This window comes from Actinacidiphila sp. bgisy144 (assembly GCF_057708105.1).
In genome coordinates this window covers 43,881-61,909 of record NZ_JBYIRM010000013.1, presented here as the reverse complement: position 1 = coordinate 61,909, position 18,029 = coordinate 43,881, and the positions used below count along the sequence as shown (strand labels likewise).

15 protein-coding genes are annotated in these 18,029 nt (G+C 71.9%); 1 reads left to right on the top strand and 14 read right to left on the bottom strand.

The annotated features are described in order from the left end of the window. Positions 1-142 precede the first annotated feature (142 nt). The 10 genes from AC3EVP_RS17030 to AC3EVP_RS16985 all read right to left on the bottom strand — a co-directional run bounded on the left by AC3EVP_RS17030 (position 143) and on the right by AC3EVP_RS16985 (position 12,201). Positions 143-352: an acyl-CoA carboxylase epsilon subunit gene (locus tag AC3EVP_RS17030; RefSeq protein WP_435130936.1), complete on the bottom strand. Its 210-nt coding sequence runs from the start codon at positions 350-352 to the stop codon at positions 143-145. Positions 353-396: 44 nt separating this feature from the next. After that, a complete protein-coding gene (locus AC3EVP_RS17025) occupies positions 397-1,980 on the bottom strand; it encodes an acyl-CoA carboxylase subunit beta (RefSeq protein ID WP_335974194.1) in 1,584 nt (527 codons plus the stop codon). A 169-nt stretch (positions 1,981-2,149) separates the two neighbouring features. Further along, positions 2,150-3,046: an HpcH/HpaI aldolase/citrate lyase family protein gene (locus AC3EVP_RS17020; RefSeq protein ID WP_435130790.1), complete on the bottom strand. Its 897-nt coding sequence runs from the start codon at positions 3,044-3,046 to the stop codon at positions 2,150-2,152. Beyond that, positions 3,043-4,125, bottom strand: coding sequence for an HpcH/HpaI aldolase/citrate lyase family protein (locus AC3EVP_RS17015; RefSeq protein ID WP_435130789.1), 1,083 nt, complete (start codon positions 4,123-4,125; stop codon positions 3,043-3,045). The genes AC3EVP_RS17020 and AC3EVP_RS17015 overlap by 4 nt, the downstream gene beginning before the upstream one ends. A gap of 65 nt (positions 4,126-4,190) precedes the next feature. Beyond that, positions 4,191-4,688: a GNAT family N-acetyltransferase gene (locus tag AC3EVP_RS17010; protein WP_435130788.1), complete on the bottom strand. Its 498-nt coding sequence runs from the start codon at positions 4,686-4,688 to the stop codon at positions 4,191-4,193. A 116-nt stretch (positions 4,689-4,804) separates the two neighbouring features. Further along, positions 4,805-6,430: a citramalate synthase gene (gene cimA / locus AC3EVP_RS17005; protein WP_435130787.1), complete on the bottom strand. Its 1,626-nt coding sequence runs from the start codon at positions 6,428-6,430 to the stop codon at positions 4,805-4,807. 368 nt (positions 6,431-6,798) lie between these two features. Further along, a complete protein-coding gene (locus tag AC3EVP_RS17000; RefSeq protein WP_335974209.1) occupies positions 6,799-7,887 on the bottom strand; it encodes a branched-chain amino acid aminotransferase in 1,089 nt (362 codons plus the stop codon). Between the two features lie 138 nt (positions 7,888-8,025). Continuing rightward, positions 8,026-9,069: a 3-isopropylmalate dehydrogenase gene (locus tag AC3EVP_RS16995; RefSeq protein WP_435130786.1), complete on the bottom strand. Its 1,044-nt coding sequence runs from the start codon at positions 9,067-9,069 to the stop codon at positions 8,026-8,028. 509 nt (positions 9,070-9,578) lie between these two features. Beyond that, positions 9,579-11,219 (bottom strand): L-glutamate gamma-semialdehyde dehydrogenase, encoded by a 1,641-nt coding sequence (gene pruA / locus AC3EVP_RS16990; protein ID WP_435130785.1) that lies wholly within the window; start codon positions 11,217-11,219, stop codon positions 9,579-9,581. Between the two features lie 52 nt (positions 11,220-11,271). Then, entirely contained in the window at positions 11,272-12,201 is a 930-nt protein-coding gene (locus AC3EVP_RS16985) for a proline dehydrogenase family protein (RefSeq protein ID WP_435130784.1), read from the bottom strand. A gap of 214 nt (positions 12,202-12,415) precedes the next feature. On the opposite strand from AC3EVP_RS16985, the gene AC3EVP_RS16980 reads away from it, so the two are divergent. Next, a complete protein-coding gene (locus AC3EVP_RS16980) occupies positions 12,416-13,678 on the top strand; it encodes a PucR family transcriptional regulator (protein WP_435130783.1) in 1,263 nt (420 codons plus the stop codon). A 28-nt stretch (positions 13,679-13,706) separates the two neighbouring features. Here AC3EVP_RS16980 and AC3EVP_RS16975 read toward each other — a convergent pair whose 3' ends face one another. The 4 genes from AC3EVP_RS16975 to ilvN form a co-directional block, all read right to left on the bottom strand. After that, positions 13,707-14,294 carry a Uma2 family endonuclease gene (locus tag AC3EVP_RS16975; protein WP_435130934.1) on the bottom strand — a complete coding sequence of 196 codons (588 nt, stop codon included), beginning with the start codon at positions 14,292-14,294 and terminating at the stop codon, positions 13,707-13,709. A 146-nt stretch (positions 14,295-14,440) separates the two neighbouring features. Then, entirely contained in the window at positions 14,441-16,033 is a 1,593-nt protein-coding gene (gene serA / locus AC3EVP_RS16970; protein ID WP_335974224.1) for a phosphoglycerate dehydrogenase, read from the bottom strand. Between the two features lie 330 nt (positions 16,034-16,363). Further along, a complete protein-coding gene (gene ilvC, locus AC3EVP_RS16965; RefSeq protein ID WP_335974227.1) occupies positions 16,364-17,362 on the bottom strand; it encodes a ketol-acid reductoisomerase in 999 nt (332 codons plus the stop codon). 124 nt (positions 17,363-17,486) lie between these two features. After that, the gene (gene ilvN, locus AC3EVP_RS16960) at positions 17,487-18,014 is read right to left on the bottom strand and encodes an acetolactate synthase small subunit (protein WP_335974241.1); all 528 of its coding nucleotides are present in this window, start codon (positions 18,012-18,014) and stop codon (positions 17,487-17,489) included. Between the last annotated feature and the right edge of the window lie 15 nt (positions 18,015-18,029).

Genomic DNA, 18,029 nt, shown 5'->3' with positions numbered 1-18,029 from the left:
GCGCCCCTTGATATGCCCGGGTTCCTCCGGGGCAGGCCCGGTGGTGGCCGCACTTACCCAGGGGCGCGGGGAACTGCGCGGCCAGCCACCGCGGACCGCAAGGTCCCGTGGCATCACAGGACGGGGCACCGCGGAGGGCCGGCTAGCCCTGCCAGGAGTGGGGCGCGCGGAAGCCCGGGGTGCGCTCGAGGCGGCGCCAGCCGGCGATGGAGCGGGGGGTGGGCGCGGCCGGGGCGGCGGAGCCGCCGGCGGCGGCGCGGGCCAGCAGGAGCGCGGTCAGTGCGGCGACCTCCTCGGGTGCCGCGTGCCCCTTCTCGACGCGCACCAGCGAATCGGTGGGAGTGCTCACGATGGTCTCCAATAGGTGGGCCGCCTGGGCGGTCCTGGTCGGGGAGGTCACTGCGGGGGGTTGCCGTGCTTGCGGGACGGCAGGTCGGCGTGCTTGGTGCGGAGCATCTCCAGCGAGCGGGCGAGCACCTCGCGGGTCTCGGCCGGGTCGATGACGTCGTGCACCAGGCCGCGCTCGGCGGCGTAGTACGGGTGCATCAGCTCGGCCTTGTACTCCTTGACCATGCGGGCGCGCATCGCGTCGGAGTCGTCGGCTTCGGCGATCTGCCGGCGGAAGATCACGTTCGCGGCGCCCTCCGCGCCCATGACCGCGATCTCGTTCGTCGGCCAGGCGAACGTCAGGTCCGCCCCGATCGACTGGCTGTCCATCACGATGTAGGCGCCGCCGTACGCCTTCCGCAGGATCAGCGAGATCCGCGGCACCGTCGCGTTGCAGTACGCGTACAGCAGCTTCGCACCGTGCCGGATGATCCCACCGTGCTCCTGCGAGACGCCGGGCAGGAAGCCGGGGACGTCCAGGAGGGTGATGATCGGGATGTTGAACGCGTCGCACATCTGCACGAAGCGCGCGCCCTTCTCGGACGCCTCGATGTCGAGCACGCCGGCGAGCGAGGCGGGCTGGTTGGCGATGACGCCGACCACCTGGCCGTCGATCCGGGTGAGCGCCACGATGAGGTTGGTGGCCCACCGCTCGTGGATCTCCAGGTACTCGCCGTCGTCGACGATCTCCTCGATCACCTTGTGCATGTCGTACGACCGGTTGCCGTCGGCCGGCACCAGGTCCAGCAGCACGTCGCCGCGGCGGTCCACCGGGTCCTGGTTCTCCGCGGCGGGCGGGTTCTCCCGGTTGTTCTGCGGCAGCAGCGACAGCAGGTAGCGGACCTCCTCCAGGCAGGTCTGCTCGTCGTCGTACGCGAAGTGCGAGACGCCGGAGACCGCCGAGTGGACGTCGGCGCCGCCCAGGCCGTTCTGGGTGATCTCCTCGCCCGTCACCGCCTGCACCACGTCGGGGCCGGTGATGAACATCTGCGAGGTCTCCCGCACCATGAACACGAAGTCCGTGAGCGCCGGGGAGTAGGCCGCGCCGCCCGCGCACGGGCCGAGCATCACCGAGATCTGCGGGATGACGCCGGAGGCCCGGGTGTTGCGCTGGAAGATGCCGCCGTAGCCGGCGAGCGCCGAGACGCCCTCCTGGATACGGGCGCCCGCGCCGTCGTTGAGCGACACCAGCGGGGCGCCCGCCGAGATCGCCATGTCCATGATCTTGTGGATCTTCTGCGCGTGGGCCTCGCCCAGCGCGCCGCCGAAGATCCGGAAGTCGTGTGCGTACACGAACACGGTCCGGCCGTGCACGGTCCCCCACCCGGTGATCACGCCGTCGGTGTAGGGCCGCTTCGCCTCCAGCCCGAAGCCCGTGGCCCGGTGCCGCCGCAGCGACTCCACCTCACGGAAGGAGCCTTCGTCGAGCAGCAGCTCGATCCGCTCGCGCGCGGTCAGCTTCCCCTTGGCCCGCTGCGCCGCGGTGGCCTTCTCGCTCGGCCCCCGCTGCACCTCCTCGCGGATCGCACGAAGCTCCTCGACGCGCCCCCGGGCGTCGTTCGCCGTGACGGGCAGCTCTTGCGATGTGGTCATGTACCGACAGTACGAGCGTCAAGGGCCGGAAGGCGCCATCAACTTCGTACAGTGTCCAACGGCTCAGCCTGGTGGGTCCCGACAGACGGCGAGGTGGGGCGGGGTCCGGCGGCCGGTGCCGGGGCCCGCCCCACCGCGCGGTTGCGCGCCGCCGCGGGTGGCCCGGGGGTCAGCGGGCGGCGACCGCGGCGGCCAGCGCCAGCACCCGCCGGGCCTCTTCGACGTGCAGGTTCTCGATCATCCGGCCGTCCACGGTGACCACGCCGCGCCCCTGTGACGTGGCCTCTTCGAAGGCGGCGATGATCCGTTCGGCGCGCTCGACCGCCGCCGGGTCGGGCGCGAAGATCCGGTTGCAGGGTTCGAGCTGCCTGGGGTGGATCAGGGTCTTGCCGTCGAAGCCGAGCTGCCGCGCCTGGCGGGTCTCGGCCTCGAAGCCGGCCGTGTCCTGGACGTCGTTGTAGACACCGTCCAAGATGACCTTGCCGGCCGCGCGGGCGGCGAGCAGGGCCAGCGAGAGCCCGGTCAGCAGCGGGGCCCGGCCGGGCACGTGCTCGGCGTGCAGTTCCTTGGCGAGGTCGTTGGTGCCCAGCACCAGGACGGTCAGCCGCGGGGACGCCTCGGCGATCGCCCGCGCGTCCAGGAGTGCGGCGGGCGTCTCCAGCATCGCCCACAGCGCGGTGTGTTCCGGCGCGCCGGCCGCCTCGAGCGCCGCCACGACCTCCCGTACGGTCCGGGCGGAGTCCACCTTGGGAACGACGACCGCGTCCGGGCCCGCGGCCGCGGCGGCCGCCAGGTCGTCGGCGTGCCAGGCGGTGCCGGGGGCGTTGACCCGGATGGCGACCTCGCGCGGGCCGTAGGCGCCGCTCGCGGCGGCGGCCGCGACCCGCGCGCGGGCCTCGGCCTTCGCGTCGGGGGCGACGGAGTCCTCCAGGTCGAGGATGAGCGCGTCGGTGGGGAGGGTCTTCGCCTTCTCCAGGGCGCGCTCGTTGGCGCCGGGCATGTAGAGCACGGAGCGGCGGGGGCGCGGCGCGGCGGCGGGCGCGGCGGGGTCGGCGGCGGTGCTCATCGGGCGGGCTCCTCGGTGGCTGCGGTGTCGGCCGCGGCGGCGTAGGCGGCGGCGAGTTCGGGGTCGCGGGCGGCCAGGGTGTCCGCGAGTCCGGCGACCACCTGGCACTGCTTGTACGTCGCGTCGTCCTGCATCTTGCCGTCGATCATCACCGCGCCGGTGCCGTCGCCCATCGCCGCGATCACCCGGCGGGCCCAGGCGACGTCCTCGGGGGCGGGCGAGAAGACCCGCTTGGCGATGTCGATCTGCACCGGGTGCAGCGACCAGGCGCCGACGCAGCCGAGCAGGAAGGCGTTGCGGAACTGGTCCTCGCAGCCGGTGACGTCCTTGATGTCACCGAACGGCCCGTAGTACGGCAGGATGCCGTTCGCGGCGCAGGCGTCGACCATCCGGGCGATCGTGTAGTGCCACAGGTCCTGCTGGTAGGTGGGCCGGGGGCCGTCGCCGCCGGGGCCGGGGTCCGCGCGGACCAGGTAGCCGGGGTGGCCGCCGCCGACGCGGGTGGTCTTCATCCGGCGGCTGGCGGCCAGGTCGGCCGGGCCGAGCGACAGGCCCTGCATCCGGGGGCTGGCGGCGGCGATCTCCTCGACGTTGCCGACGCCGGCCGCGGTCTCCAGGATGGCGTGCACCAGGATCGGCCGGTCCAGCCCCGCCTTCGCCTCCAGTTGGGCCAGCAGCCGGTCGACGTAGTGGATGTCGTGGGCGCCCTCCACCTTCGGCACCATCACCACGTCGAGGCGGTCGCCGATCTCGGGGACCAGGGTGAGCAGGTCGTCCAGCGCCCAGGGCGAGTCGAGGCTGTTGATCCGGGTCCACAGCTGGGTGTCGCCGAAGTCGGTGGCCCGGGCGGTCCGCACCAGGCCGGCCCGGGCCGCCTCCTTGCGGTCGGCGGGGACGGCGTCCTCCAGGTTGCCCAGCAGGACGTCGACGGCCGGCGCGAGGGAGGGCACCTTGGCCGCCATCTTCTCGTTGCCCGGGTCGAAGAAGTGGATCATTCGCGAGGGGCGGAACGGCACGTCCCTGACGGGCGTGGGCGCCCCCACGGCCAGCGGGCGGAAGAAGTCCTTCGCCGAGCGCATGCGATCTCCCGGTGGTGTCGGGTCGAGGGTGTGGCGCTCACCCTACGACCGCGGGCACCGGACGGTTACCCGTCAGTAGGTGTGCCGTTGGTCACCGGGGTCCAGCGCAGCGTCATGTCCGGTTCCCGCTCCATGTTCCGCGAACCGTCGTTGCGGTCCACCACCGTGAAGCCGTGGCGCGCGTAGAACGCCTGAGCGTCGGTGTTGCGCTGGAAGACGTGCAGATCCAGGCCCTGCGGGCGGTGCGCCTTCGCGCGGGCCAGCAGCAGCGAGCCGATGCCGCGCCGCCGCGCGCCGGGCAGCAGGTAGAGGTGCTCCAGCCACTCCCCCTCCACCGCCGCGTATCCGAGGACGGTGCCGCCGCCGTCGACCGCGACCCAGACGTCGGACTGCGCGAGCACCACCTCGCGCACCCAGCGCTCCACCTCCGCGTCGGTACGCCTGCGCGGCGGCAGCCACGGCATCGCGGCTTCCCGCGAGGTGATGTGCACCTGGGCGATGGCGGACGCGTCGGCGGCCTCCGCCGGACGGACGGATGGTGGCTGCTGCTCGGTTGCTGTCACGCCCGGCAGGCTAGGGCCTGCCGGGCGCGGACTCGACCGGTTTTCGCGGCCCGCGAGGCACTGCGGCCGGTCGGGGTCAGGCGCGGCCGGTCGGAATCAGTCGGCGTCAGGCGGCGTCAGGTGCTCGGTACCTCGTCCTGCGGCTCCAGGCCGGCCCGGATCAGGCCGTAGGCGTAGGCGTCCTCGAGGGCCTGCCAGGAGGCGGCGATGACGTTGTCGGCGACACCGACCGTGGACCACTCGGACGCGCCGTCGGAGGTGGTGATCAGCACCCGGGTGGTCGAGTCGGTGCCGGAGCGGCCTTCGAGGATGCGGACCCGGTAGTCGACCAGCGCGAAGGTGCCCAGCTGCGGGTAGATCCGCTCCAGCGCCACCCGCAGGGCCCGGTCGAGCGCGTTGACCGGCCCGTTGCCCTCGGCGGTGGCGACGATCCGCTCGCCCTTCGCCCACAGCTTCACCGTGGCCTCGTTGGCGTGCGAGCCGTCCGGGCGGTCCTCGGTGATGGCGCGCCAGGACTCGATCCGGAAGAAGCGGCGCGGGCCCTCCGGGTGGCCGCTCTGCAACTCGTCGCGCAGCAGCAGCGCGAAGGACGCGTCGGCGGCCTCGTAGGTGTAGCCGCGCAGCTCGCGCTCCTTGACGCGGGCCACCACCCGGCCGACCAGTTCGCGGTCGCCGCCGAGGTCGATGCCGAGCTCCTTGCCCTTCAGCTCGATCGAGGCGCGGCCGGCCATGTCGGAGACCAGCATCCGCATGGTGTTGCCGACCCGTTCGGGGTCGATGTGCTGGTAGAGGTCGGGGTCCACCTTGATCGCGGAGGCGTGCAGCCCGGCCTTGTGCGCGAAGGCGGACACGCCCACGTACGGCTGGTGGGTGGAGGAGGGCAGGTTGACGATCTCGGCGATGGCGTGCGAGATGCGGGTCATCTCGCCGAGCGCACCCTCGGGCAGCACCCGCAGGTCGTGCTTGAGTTCCAGGGCCGCGGTGACGGGGAAGAGGTTGGCGTTGCCGACCCGCTCGCCGTAGCCGTTGGCGGTGCACTGGACGTGGGTGGCGCCGGCGTCGACGGCGGCGAGGGTGTTGGCGACCGCGCAGCCGGTGTCGTCCTGGGCGTGCATGCCCAGCCGCGCGCCGGTGTCGGCGAGCACCTGCGCGGTGACGGTCTGGACCTGCTTGGGCAGCATCCCGCCGTTGGTGTCGCACAGCACCACCACGGACGCGCCGGCCTCGTGGGCGGCGGCCACCACGGAGGTGGCGTAGCCGGGGTTGGCGCGGTAGCCGTCGAAGAAGTGCTCGCAGTCCACGAAGACCCGGCGGCCCTGCTCGACCAGGTACGCGACGGTGTCGCGGACCATCGCGAGGTTCTCCTCCAGCGTGGTGCGCAGCGCCAGTTCCACGTGCCGGTCATGGGACTTGGCGACCAGGGTGATGACCGGGGCGCCGGACTCCAGCAGCGCGTTGACCTGCGGGTCGTCGGCGGCCTTGGTGCCCGGGCGGCGGGTGGCGCCGAACGCGACCAGCGTGGCGTGCTTCAGGTCCAGTTCGGCGGCGGCGCGGGCGAAGAACTCGGTGTCGCGGGGGTTCGCACCGGGCCAGCCGCCTTCGATGAAGCCCACGCCGAAGTCGTCCAGGTGCCGTGCGATACCCAGCTTGTCGGCGACGGTGAGGTTGATGCCCTCGCGCTGCGCGCCGTCGCGCAACGTGGTGTCGAAGACGTGGAAGCTGTCGTCGGGTTCGGCGGTCATGGTGGTTGCAACTCCTGTCGGGTGGGTGGGGTTGGCCCCGGACGGCGTTCATCCGGAGGTTCCGACTCCACTTGCCCCCAGTCTCCTCGTGCGGTTCCGCCTCCGGCGCGGGTGGGCCGGGAAACGAAAAAACCCCTCGCGGATGCGAGAGGTCTGCACGCGGGTCTGGGGCACGGTGAGGTTCCGCCTGGGTTCAGCGGAAGCGTCACTGCGGACCGGCGTGCCTGCGGCCAATAATCAGCGTGGCGTACGAGGACACGCGAGCAGTGTGGCACACCTTTCCGCCATACGGGTGGCCGTCTCACGTTCTGAGCAGGACGGCGAGCCCCCCGCCACGGCAGGCGGGGGGCTCGGCAGCGTACCGGCGCTCACGCGCCCAGGGGGTGCATCCAGCCGTGGGGGTCGGGGGCGTGGCCGGTCTGGATGTCGAGCAGGGCCTCGCGCAACCGCAGGGTGACCTCGCCCGGACCGCCGTCGCCCACCGTCCAGTTCGCCCGGGTGGACTTGATCGAGCCGACCGGGGTGATCACGGCCGCGGTGCCGCAGGCGAACACCTCGGTGAGGGTGCCGTCCTCGTTGCCCTGCTTCCAGTCGTCGACGCTGATCCGGCCCTCGCCGACCTCGTACCCCAGGTCGGCGGCGATCGCGAGCAGGGAGTCCCGGGTGATGCCGGGCAGCAGCGAGCCGCTGAGCGAGGGGGTGACGATGCGGTTGCCGTAGACGAAGTACAGGTTCATGCCCCCCATCTCCTCGATCCAGCGCCGCTCGATCGCGTCGAGCCACACCACCTGGTCGCAGCCCTGCTCGGCGGCCTGCGCCTGGGCGACGAGGGAGGCCGCGTAGTTGCCGCCGGTCTTGGCCGCGCCGGTGCCGCCGGGGGCCGCGCGGACGTACTCCTCGGACAGCCACACCGAGACCGGCTTGACCCCGCCGGAGAAGTAGGCGCCGGCCGGGGAGGCGATGACCAGGAAGAGGTACTCGCGGGAGGGCCGGACACCGAGGCCGACCTCGGTGGCGATCATGAAGGGCCGCAGGTAGAGGGATGCCTCGCCCTGGCTGGGCACCCAGTCCTTGTCCTGGCGGACCAGCACGTCGCACGCCTCGACGAAGGTCTCCACCGGCAGCTCCGGCATCGCCAGCCGCCGTGCGGAGTTCTGGAAGCGCCGCGCGTTGGCCTCGGGCCGGAAGGTGGCCACGCCGCCGTCGGGCTGGCGGTACGCCTTGAGGCCCTCGAAGATCGTCTGGGCGTAGTGCAGCGTCATGTTCGCCGGGTCGACCGACAGCGGCGCGTACGGCACCAGCTGGGCGTCGTGCCAGCCGCGGCCGTCGGTCCACTTGATGGTGACCATGTGGTCGGTGAAGTACCGCCCGAAGCCGGGGTCGGACAGGATCGCTTCGCGCTCCACCGCGGGCAACGGGTGCGCGGAGGGCTTCAACTCGATCGTGGGCGTCGTCATCTTCTGTTCCTTCACCGTGTCGCTGACGCCCTCGACCGTACTGCTAGGACGTCCTACTTTCCCGCCAGGAAGCGGCCCCGTCACCGATTATCGCAGCGACGGGGCCGGGTGGTACCTCGGGTGGGCCGGCTTCCCGCGTCAGCCGGCCACCCGCGCGGCCAGCGCGTCGCCGATCTCGACCGTGGAGCGGGCCGGGCGGCCGGCGCGCTCGGCGAGGTCCGCGTGGACGGCGGCGTCGATCCGGTCGGCCTCCGCGTCGTAGCCGAGGTGCCGCAGCAGCAGCGCGACGGACAGCACGGTCGCGGTCGGGTCGGCCTTGGACTGGCCGGCGATGTCGGGCGCCGAGCCGTGCACGGGCTCGAACATCGACGGGAACTCGCCGCTGGGGTTGATGTTGCCGCTCGCGGCCACACCGATGCCGCCGGAGACGGCCGCGGCGAGGTCGGTGACGATGTCGCCGAAGAGGTTGTCGGTGACGATCACGTCGAACCGCTCGGGCTGCGTCACCAGGAAGATCATGGTGGCGTCGACGTGCAGGTAGTCGGTGGTGACCTCGGGGTACTCCTTGCCGACCGCCTCGAAGATCCGGGTCCACAGGCCGCCGGCGTGCACCAGCACGTTGTTCTTGTGCACCAGGGTGAGCTTCTTGCGCGGGCGGGCCTGGGCGCGGGCGTAGGCGTCGCGCACCACGCGCTCGATGCCGTAGGCGGTGTTCAGGCTCACCTCGGTGGCGACCTCGGCCGGGGTGCCGGTCCTGATCGCGCCGCCGTTGCCGGTGTAGGGGCCCTCGGTGCCTTCGCGGACCACCACGAAGTCGATGTCCGGGCTGCCCGCGAGCGGGGTGCCCACGCCCGGGAACAGCTTGCTGGGCCGGAGGTTGACGAAGTGGTCGAAGGCGAACCGCAGCTTCAGCAGGAAGCCGCGCTCCAGGACGCCGGAGGGCACCGACGGGTCGCCGATCGCCCCGAGCAGGATCGCGTCATGGGCCTTGAGCTCGGCCAGGTCCGCGTCGGTGAGGGTCTGACCGGTGGCGTGGTACCGCTTGGCGCCGAAGTCGTACTCCTTCGTCTCCAGCTTGGTTTCCTGCGGGAGCGCCGCGGCGAGGACTTTGAGACCTTCGGCGACGACTTCCTGACCGATTCCGTCGCCGGGGATCACTGCGAGGTTGATGCTGCGAGACATGCGGGGCACCCTACTCCGCGTCTTGACCTATGACACAGCACGTCCGCATGTCGGACGCAGCATCTCCGGTGCGTTCTGGGCGCGTGCGGTATGCGCGCGGCTCAGTGCTCGTGGCCGGTGGAGCCGCCGTTGTCGCGGCGGTCCATGGAGCGCTGGAGGGCGCGCAGGGCGTTCTGGCGGGCGTCGTCGTCCATGGGAATCAACTCCGTTGAAGAGTGGTACCGACGGGTGGTGAGACGTGCCAAGGAACGCGGGCGGAGAGCAGCGCCGCGGGGGTGGCCCGCCTGGAGGCGCCTGGCTCGCATCCGCCGTCCGCTCGGTCGAGCGGGAAACGTTCGGCTCATTCAAAGTTAGGACACAGCGCGCGCCCTGTCCCCAGGTTTACTCGGACTTCCTACTATCTGAGACGACCGGCCGTTCGTTCGGCCGCACGGAGGCCGTGCAGGGGCCGGGCAGGGAGCTGCCCCCGTCTCCGAGGCCGGGAGGCGGGGGCAGTGGCGCGGGGGCGGTCAGCCCTGGTGCGGGTAGCGGTAGTCCGTCGGCGGGACCAGCGCCTCCTTGATCGCGCGGGTCGACGTCCAGCGCAGCAGGTTCTGCGCGGAGCCCGCCTTGTCGTTGGTGCCGGAGGCCCGCGCACCGCCGAACGGCTGCTGGCCGACCACGGCGCCGGTCGACTTGTCGTTGATGTAGAAGTTGCCCGCCGCGAAGCGCAGCCGCTCCATCACGTGGGCCACGGCCGCCCGGTCGCGGGCGATCACCGAACCGGTCAGCGCGTAGGAGGCGACCGACTCCATCTGGTCGAGCATCGCGTCGAACGCCCCCTCGTCGCTGTCGTCGTAGACGTACACCGCCAGCAGCGGGCCGAAGTACTCCTCGCGGAAGATCTCGTGCTCCGGGTCGGTGGCGACAAGCACCGTCGGGCGGACGAACCAGCCGACCGAGTCGTCGTACGTGCCGCCGGCCACCACCTCGACGGCCGGGTCGGCCTTGGCGCGCTCGATCGCGGCCTTGTTCTTGGCGAACGCGGCGCCGTCGATCAGCGCGCCCAGGAAGTTGCTCAGGTCGGTGACGTCGCCCATGGCCAGGCCGTCGACCTCGGCGGCGAACTCCTCCTTGAAGCCGCCCTCCCACAGCGAGCGCGGCAGGTAGGCGCGCGAGGAGGCCGAGCACTTCTGGCCCTGGTACTCGAAGGAGCCGCGGGTCAGCGCGGTCTTCAGCACCGCCGGGTCCGCCGACGGGTGGGCGACCACGAAGTCCTTGCCGCCGGTCTCGCCGACGATCCGCGGGTAGGAGCGGTAGCGCTCGATGTTCTCGCCGACCGTCCGCCACAGGTACTGGAAGGTCCTGGTCGAGCCGGTGAAGTGGATGCCGGCCAGCTCCGGATGGGTGAGCGCCACCTCCGAGACTGCCTCGCCCCGCCCGGTGACGAGGTTGATGACGCCGTCCGGCAGCCCGGCCTCCTTCAGCAGCCGCATCACCAGCAGCGCCGAGTGGGTCTGGGTCGGCGACGGCTTCCACACCACCACGTTGCCCATCAGCGCGGGCGCGGTGGGCAGGTTGCCGGCGATGGCGGTGAAGTTGAACGGCGTGATCGCGTAGACGAAGCCCTCCAGCGGGCGGTGGTCCAGGCGGTTCCACACCCCGGGGGAGTTCGTCACCGGCTGCTCGGCGAGGATCTGCCGGGCGTAGTGGACGTTGAACCGCCAGAAGTCGACCAGTTCGCAGGGGCTGTCGATCTCGGCCTGCTGGACCGTCTTGGACTGGCCGAGCATGGTGGAGGCGACGAGCGTCTCGCGCCAGGGGCCGGAGAGCAGTTCGGCGGCGCGCAGGAAGATCGCGGCGCGGTCGTCGAAGGAGGTGGCGCGCCAGGCGGGGGCCGCGGCGAGCGCCGCGTCCACCGCGTCCCGGGCGTCCTGGGCGTCGGCGGCGGCGCTGGTGCCGAGCCGGGCCGCGTGGTGGTGCGGCTGCACCACGTCGAACCGCTCGCCGCGCCCCATCCGCTCGGTGCCGCCGATCACCAGCGGCAGGTCGATCGGGTTGCCGGCCAGCTCCTTGAGCTTCGCCTCGAGCCGGGCGCGTTCCGGGCTGCCGGGCGCGTAGGTGTGCACCGGCTCGTTGACCGGAGCGGGGACCTGGGTCACAGCGTCCATGGAGCGTGTCTCCTTGTGGGATCGGTTCGGCGGAACGGTTCGGCGGAACGGTTCAGCGGCTGGGGGCGAAGGAGCGCAGGAAGAAGGCGAGGTTCGCCGGGCGCTCGGCGAGGCGGCGCATGAAGTACCCGTACCAGTCTGCGCCGTAGGGGACGTAGATGCGCATGCGCTCGCCGGCCGCCGCGAGCCGGCGCTGCTCGGCGGTGCGGATGCCGTAGAGCATCTGGAACTCGTACGACCCGGCGGCCCGCCCGTTGCGGGCGGCGAGTTCCTGGGCGATGGCGATCATGCGCGGGTCGTGCGAGCCGACCATGGGGTAGCCCTCGCCCTCGAAGAGGATGCGCAGCGCGCGCACATAGGCGCGGTCGACGGACTTGCGGTCCTGGTAGGCGACGTGCGCGGGCTCCTTGTAGGCGCCCTTGACCAGCCGGACCCGGGAGCCGGCGGTGGCCAGCTCCTTGGCGTCGGCCTCGGTCCGGAAGAGGTACGACTGGAGGACCGCGCCGGTGCGCGGGTGCTCGCGGCGCAGCTCGCGCAGGACCGCCAGCGTCGAGTCGACGGTGGTGTGGTCCTCCATGTCGAGGGTGACGGTGGTGCCGGTCGCGGTGGCGAGCTCGGCGACCGCGCGGACGTTCTCCAGCGCGATGTCGTGGCCGCCGTCGGGCAGCGCCTGGCCGAAGGCGGAGAGCTTCACCGACACCTCGGCGCGCCCGCCGAGGTCGGCGGTGGCCAGCGTCTCCAGCAGCCGCAGGTAGGCGTCGCGGGTCTGCCGGGCGGTGGCGCGGTCGGTGACGTCCTCGCCGAGGTGGTCGAGGGTGACCTCCAGGCCGGCGGCGGTCAGCGCGTGGACGGTGTCCATCGCGGGGTGCAGCGCGTCGCCCGCGACGAAGCGGTCCACCACCGGACGGGTGACGGGGGCGGCGGCGACGACGCGGCGCAGCCGGTCGCTGCGCGACGCGGCGAGCAGCACGGGACCGAGCACTTGGGGCCTCCTGGCGGATGGCGGGCGGCCGGGGCGGTGGGACCGCCGGGCGGGGCCGGTGGGCGGATGGGCGGGTTGCCGGTGCGGCGGGGGTGGCCGCCGCACCGGAGCGGCGGCACGGATCGCGTGCCGTCACCGCGAATGTAGGTACGGGCCCGCCCGGTGGGCCATCGACACCTGTCACGCATCCGGGTGCGACCCCTCATACAGATGTATGAGGGCCGTGGAGGACAATGGACGGGTGGCCGCTGACTACGGTGATTTCCAGGATCTGGTGGACGAGGTCTCGGCGCTCCTCGGGGCGCCCGCGACGCTGGAGGACCGGGACTTCCGGCTGATCGCGTTCGGTGTGCACGACAGCGACGACGAGGCCGCGGTCGACCCGGTGCGGACCCGGTCGATCCTGACCCGGCGCTCCACCGCGGAGGTCCGCGCCTGGTTCGAGCAGTTCGGCATCGCCCGCGCCACCGCCCCGGTCCGCATCCCCGCGGCGCCGTCCGCGGGGGTCTTCACCGGCCGGCTGTGCCTGCCGGTGCGGCACGCCGGGGTGGTCTACGGCTATGTGTGGCTGCTGGACGAGGCCGACCACTCCCCCGGGCAGCTCGGTGCGGCGATGGCGGTCGCGGTGCGGATCGGGGACCGGCTCGCGGCGATGTCCGCGGCCGGGGCCGAGGCCGGCCAGGCGCTGCGGGCGCTGCTCACCGGGGCGACCCGGGCCGCGCTGGACACCGCGGAGGAGGCGCTGCGCAAGGCGCTGGGGCCGGACGCGGACGAGCCGCACGCGCTGGTGTGCGTGTGGCCGCCGGAGCGGGGCGGCAAGCGGCTGGCCGGGCCGCCGCCGGAGGGCTGGGCCGGCCGCGCCGACGACCTGCCCGGGGCGCGGACCGTGCCGGGCGCCGCGGCGATCGCCCGGGTGCCGGGGTGGGGGCGCTGGGCGGCGGTGGCGGTGCTGGTGCGGCTGCGCTCGCCGCAGGTGCTGGCACCCGCGCGGACGGCGGCGACCCGGGTGCTGGCCGCGGTCGCGGCGGGCGGCCCGGGTGAGGCGAACGGGGCCGGCGGGGCGCAGGAGCCGGTGGCGGGGGTGAGCGACGCGCGCACCTCGCTGGCGGAGCTGCCCGGCGCCTGGCAGGAGGCGACCGCGTCCGCCCGTGCGGCCCGGGCGCAGCCGCTGCTCGGGCCGGTCGCCAAGTGGTCGGGGATCGGGCCGTACCGGCTGCTCACCGCGCTGCCGGCCGAGGCGTCGCCGGACCCGGCGATCGCCTCCCTGCTCACCGACGCGCACCGCGAACTCGCCCACACCGCCGAGGTGTTCCTCGACCACGCGGGCCAGGCCGGGCGGACCGCCACCGCGCTGGCGATCCACCGCCAGACGCTCTACTACCGCCTGTCCCGGATCGAGCAGCTCACCGGACTCGACCTGGCCGACGGCGAGTCCCGCCTGCTGCTCCACATGGCACTGAAGGCCGCCCGCCTGTAGCGGGACGTGGCGGCACGGTCGGACAGCGCTACATGCGGTCGATCTCGGTCAGGTCGATGTCGATGGTGTATGGGGCGGAGACCTTGAGGCGGTCGTGGTGGATGCCGGTCAACTCGTACGCGTGGCCGAGCCGGTCCAACTCGTAGGTGTGGACCACCGGGCGACCGATTTCCGTCCGCTCGACCAGCCAGAAATGCGGAATTCCCGCACGTGCGTAGAGCAGCGGTTTGCGCTCACGGTCACGGTCGGCGGACTCCGGCGAGACCACCTCCACCGCGAGGACCACGTCCTCGGCACGGTAGCTCGTCTCACCATGTCCGGCGTTCGGCACCGCACGTTCGTGCAGGACCGTCAGGTCCGGCTCAGGCCGGTTGGTCTTGTCAAGCACGATGGTCATTTCTCGGCGCACCCGAAGGTCCTTCGGCGCGAAACCGCGCAGCGCGTGGACCAGCAGGTCCAGGACCAGCGCATGGAAACTCTTCTGCGGACTCACGAAGATGAGGCTCCCGTCGATCAGCTCGGTGTGCGGCGGGAGATCGGGGATGCGGTCGAGGTCGTCCGCGGTGAAGCCACCCGGAGGGGGGAAAACCCAGTCCGGGAGTTTTTCGGCAGTCATCTGTCCTCCCATGGACGGGATCGTGTCGGCATTGATCAGATGAACGCCAGAAAACACCGGCGCCACCACCCGAACGAGTGATTTGTACTACCGGTGTTTTCTGGTCACGTCATAAAGACAAGCCTACGCGCCACCGCGGTCCGGAATCAGTCCGTAAGGTTGACCGCGCGGGCGGACGTGGCGCCGATCTCGTCGGCGATGTCGGTGAGGACGCCGGCGGGGATGGTGGAGTCGACGGTGAGGGCGACGAGCGCGTCGCCGCCCGCGGCCGCGCGGGCGACCTGCATACCGGCGATGTTGACGCCGACCTCGCCGAGGATGCGGCCGACGGTGCCGACCACGCCCGGGCGGTCGGTGTAGCGCAGGAACGCCATGTGGTCGGCGAGCGCCAGGTCCACGTCCTCGTCGCCGACCGCGACGATCTTCTGGAGGTTCTTCGGGCCGGCCAGGGTGCCGGACACCGACACCTCGGTGCCGTCGGCGAGGGTGCCGCGCACGGTGACGAGGTTGCGGTGGTTGGGCGACTCGGAGCTGGTGGTGAGGCGGACCTCCACCCCGCGCTCCTGCGCGAACAGCGGTGCGTTGACGTAGGACACGGTCTCGGCCACCACGTCCTCGAACACGCCCTTGAGCGCGCTGAGTTCGAGCACCTTCACGTCGTGCTGGGTGATCTCGCCGCGGACCTCGACGTCCAGGCGGGCGGCGACCTCGCCGGCCAGCGCGGTGAAGATCCGGCCCAGCTTCTCCGCGAGCGGCAGCCCGGGCTTGACGTCCTCGGCGATGACGCCGCCCTGCACGTTGACCGCGTCCGGGACCAGTTCGCCGGCGAGCGCGAGCCGCACCGACTTCGCGACCGCGATGCCCGCCTTCTCCTGCGCCTCGTCGGTGGAGGCGCCCAGGTGCGGGGTCGCCACCACGTTGTCGAACTGGAAGAGCGGGGAGTCGGTGCACGGCTCCTTGGCGTACACGTCCAGGCCGGCGCCGGCGACCCGGCCCTCCTTGAGGGCCGCGGCGAGCGCCTCCTCGTCGACGATCCCGCCGCGCGCGGCGTTGACGATCCGCACCGACGGCTTGACCTTGTGCAGCGCCTCGTCGCCGATCAGGCCCAGCGTCTCGGGGGTCTTCGGCAGGTGGACGGTGATGAAGTCGGAGACCTCCAGCAGCTCGTCCAGGGAGAGCAGCCGGACACCCATCTGGGCGGCGCGGGCGGGCTGCACATAGGGGTCGTAGGCGACGACGTTCATCCCGAAGGCCGACATCCGCTGGGTGACCAGCACGCCGATCCGGCCCAGGCCGACCACGCCGAGGGTCTTCTCGCTCAGCTCGACGCCGGTGTACTTGTTCCGCTTCCACTCCCCGGCCTTCAGCGCCGCGTTGGCGGGCGCGATGTTCCGGGCGGTGGCGATGATCAGCCCGCAGGCGAGTTCGGCGGCGGTGACGATGTTGGAGGTCGGGGCGTTCACGACCATGACGCCGGCCTTGGTGGCGGCGGCCACGTCGACGTTGTCCAGGCCGACGCCCGCGCGGGCGACGACCCGCAGTTTGCCCGCGGCGGCGACCGCTTCGGCGTCCACCTTGGTGGCGCTGCGGATCAGGATGGCGTCGACGTCGGCGATCGCGGACAGCAGCTCGGCTCGGTCCGCGCCGTTGCAGTGCCGGATCTCGAAGTCCGGGCCGAGCGCGTCGACCGTGGCCGGCGACAGCTCTTCTGCGATGAGTACGACAGGCTTCTGGCTCACGTGGTCCTCACTTGTTCCTGCGGGGGCGGCCGGTCCCGTGGGGCCGCTCCTGGGAGGGCGGGGTAGTGGGCGAAGAAGAAGCCCACCCATCCGGGGGATGGCATGCCGCGTGGAAGACGCACGACGCTGTGAGCCTGACGCGCTTGTTAAGGGAGTGTATCGGCGGGGTGGATCAGCGCCATCGCCGAAATGGAAGGATCACCCTCAAGGGTTGCGTCGCTTCGTACAAACCCCGCCCCGAATCCCCCGTTCAGGGGCACTGCCGGGGGCGGGGTCGTGTACGAAACGAGGCGCGCGGGGGCCGGTCCGGGACGGCCCGGACCGCGGGGCTTACGCCTCCTCGTCCACCCAGCTCATCAGCTTGCGCAGCTTCTTGCCGGTGGTCTCCAGCAGGTGGTTCTCGTCGGCCTTCTTGTACTCGTTGTACTTCGGCAGGCCGGCGTTGTACTCGGCGATCCAGTTGTTGGCGAAGGTGCCGTCCTGGATCTCGCCGAGGATCTTCTTCATCTCGGCCTTGGTGTTCTCGTTGATGATCCGCGGGCCGGTGACGTAGTCGCCCCACTCGGCGGTCTCGGAGACCGACCAGCGCATCTTCTCCAGGCCGCCTTCGTACATCAGGTCCACGATGAGCTTCAGCTCGTGCAGGCACTCGAAGTACGCGATCTCCGGCTGGTAGCCGGCCTCGACCAGGGTCTCGAAGCCCGCCTTGACCAGCGCGGAGGTGCCGCCGCACAGCACCGCCTGCTCGCCGAAGAGGTCGGTCTCGGTCTCCTCGGTGAAGGTGGTCTTGATGACGCCGGCGCGGGTGCCGCCGATGCCCTTGGCGTAGGAGAGCGCCAGCGCGAAGCCGTTGCCGCTCGCGTCCTGCTCGACGGCCACGATGCACGGCACGCCGCGGCCTTCCTCGTACTGGCGGCGGACCAGGTGGCCCGGGCCCTTCGGGGCGACCATGCAGACGTCGACGCCGGCCGGCGGCTTGATGAAGCCGTAGCGGATGTTCAGGCCGTGCCCGAAGAAGAGGGCGTCGCCGTCCTTGAGGTTGTCCTTGATGGACTCCTCGTAGACGCGCGCCTGGATCGGGTCCGGCACCAGGACCATGATGACGTCGGCCTCGGCCGCGGCCTCGGCGACCGTCACCACGCGCAGGCCCTGCTCCTCGGCCTGCGCCTTGGACTTGGAGCCCTCGTGCAGGCCGATGCGCACATCGACGCCGGAGTCGCGCAGCGACAGCGCGTGGGCGTGGCCCTGGCTGCCGTAGCCGATGACCGCGACCTTGCGGCCCTGGATGATGGACAGGTCGGCGTCGTCGTCGTAGAACAGCTCGGCCACTTCGGGTATCTCCTTGGTTCGGTTGGTACGGCCCACCGTACGCCGGTGGGCGGGAAGGGGTTTCGGGGTCTCGCCATGCGGATCGGCCCGCGCGCGGGTCGCGCGCGCCGGGCCGTCCGCCGCGTCACGCGGAGCGGTCGAGCGCGCGCAGGCTCCGGTCGGTGATGGAGCGGGCGCCGCGGCCGATGGCGATGGTGCCGGACTGGACCAGCTCCTTGATGCCGAACGGCTCCAGCATCTTGAGCATGGCCTCCAACTTGTCGGCGCCGCCGGTGGCTTCGATGGTGACGGCCTCCGGCGAGACGTCGACGGTCTTGGCGCGGAAGAGCTGCACGATCTCCACGACCTGCGAGCGGGTGTCGTTGTCGGCCCGCACCTTCACCAGGACGAGTTCGCGGGCGACCGCGGCCGTCGGGTCGAGTTCGACGATCTTCAGCACGTTGACCAGCTTGTTGAGCTGCTTGGTGACCTGTTCGAGGGGCAGTTGGTCCACCACGTTGACCACGATGGTGATCCGGGAGATCTCGGGGTGCTCGGTGGTGCCGACCGCGAGGGAGTCGATGTTGAAGCCGCGGCGGGAGAACAGCGCGGTGATCCGGGCCAGGACGCCGGGCTTGTTCTCCACCAGGACGGAGAGGGTGTGCTTGGACATGTCAGTGGTTTCCTT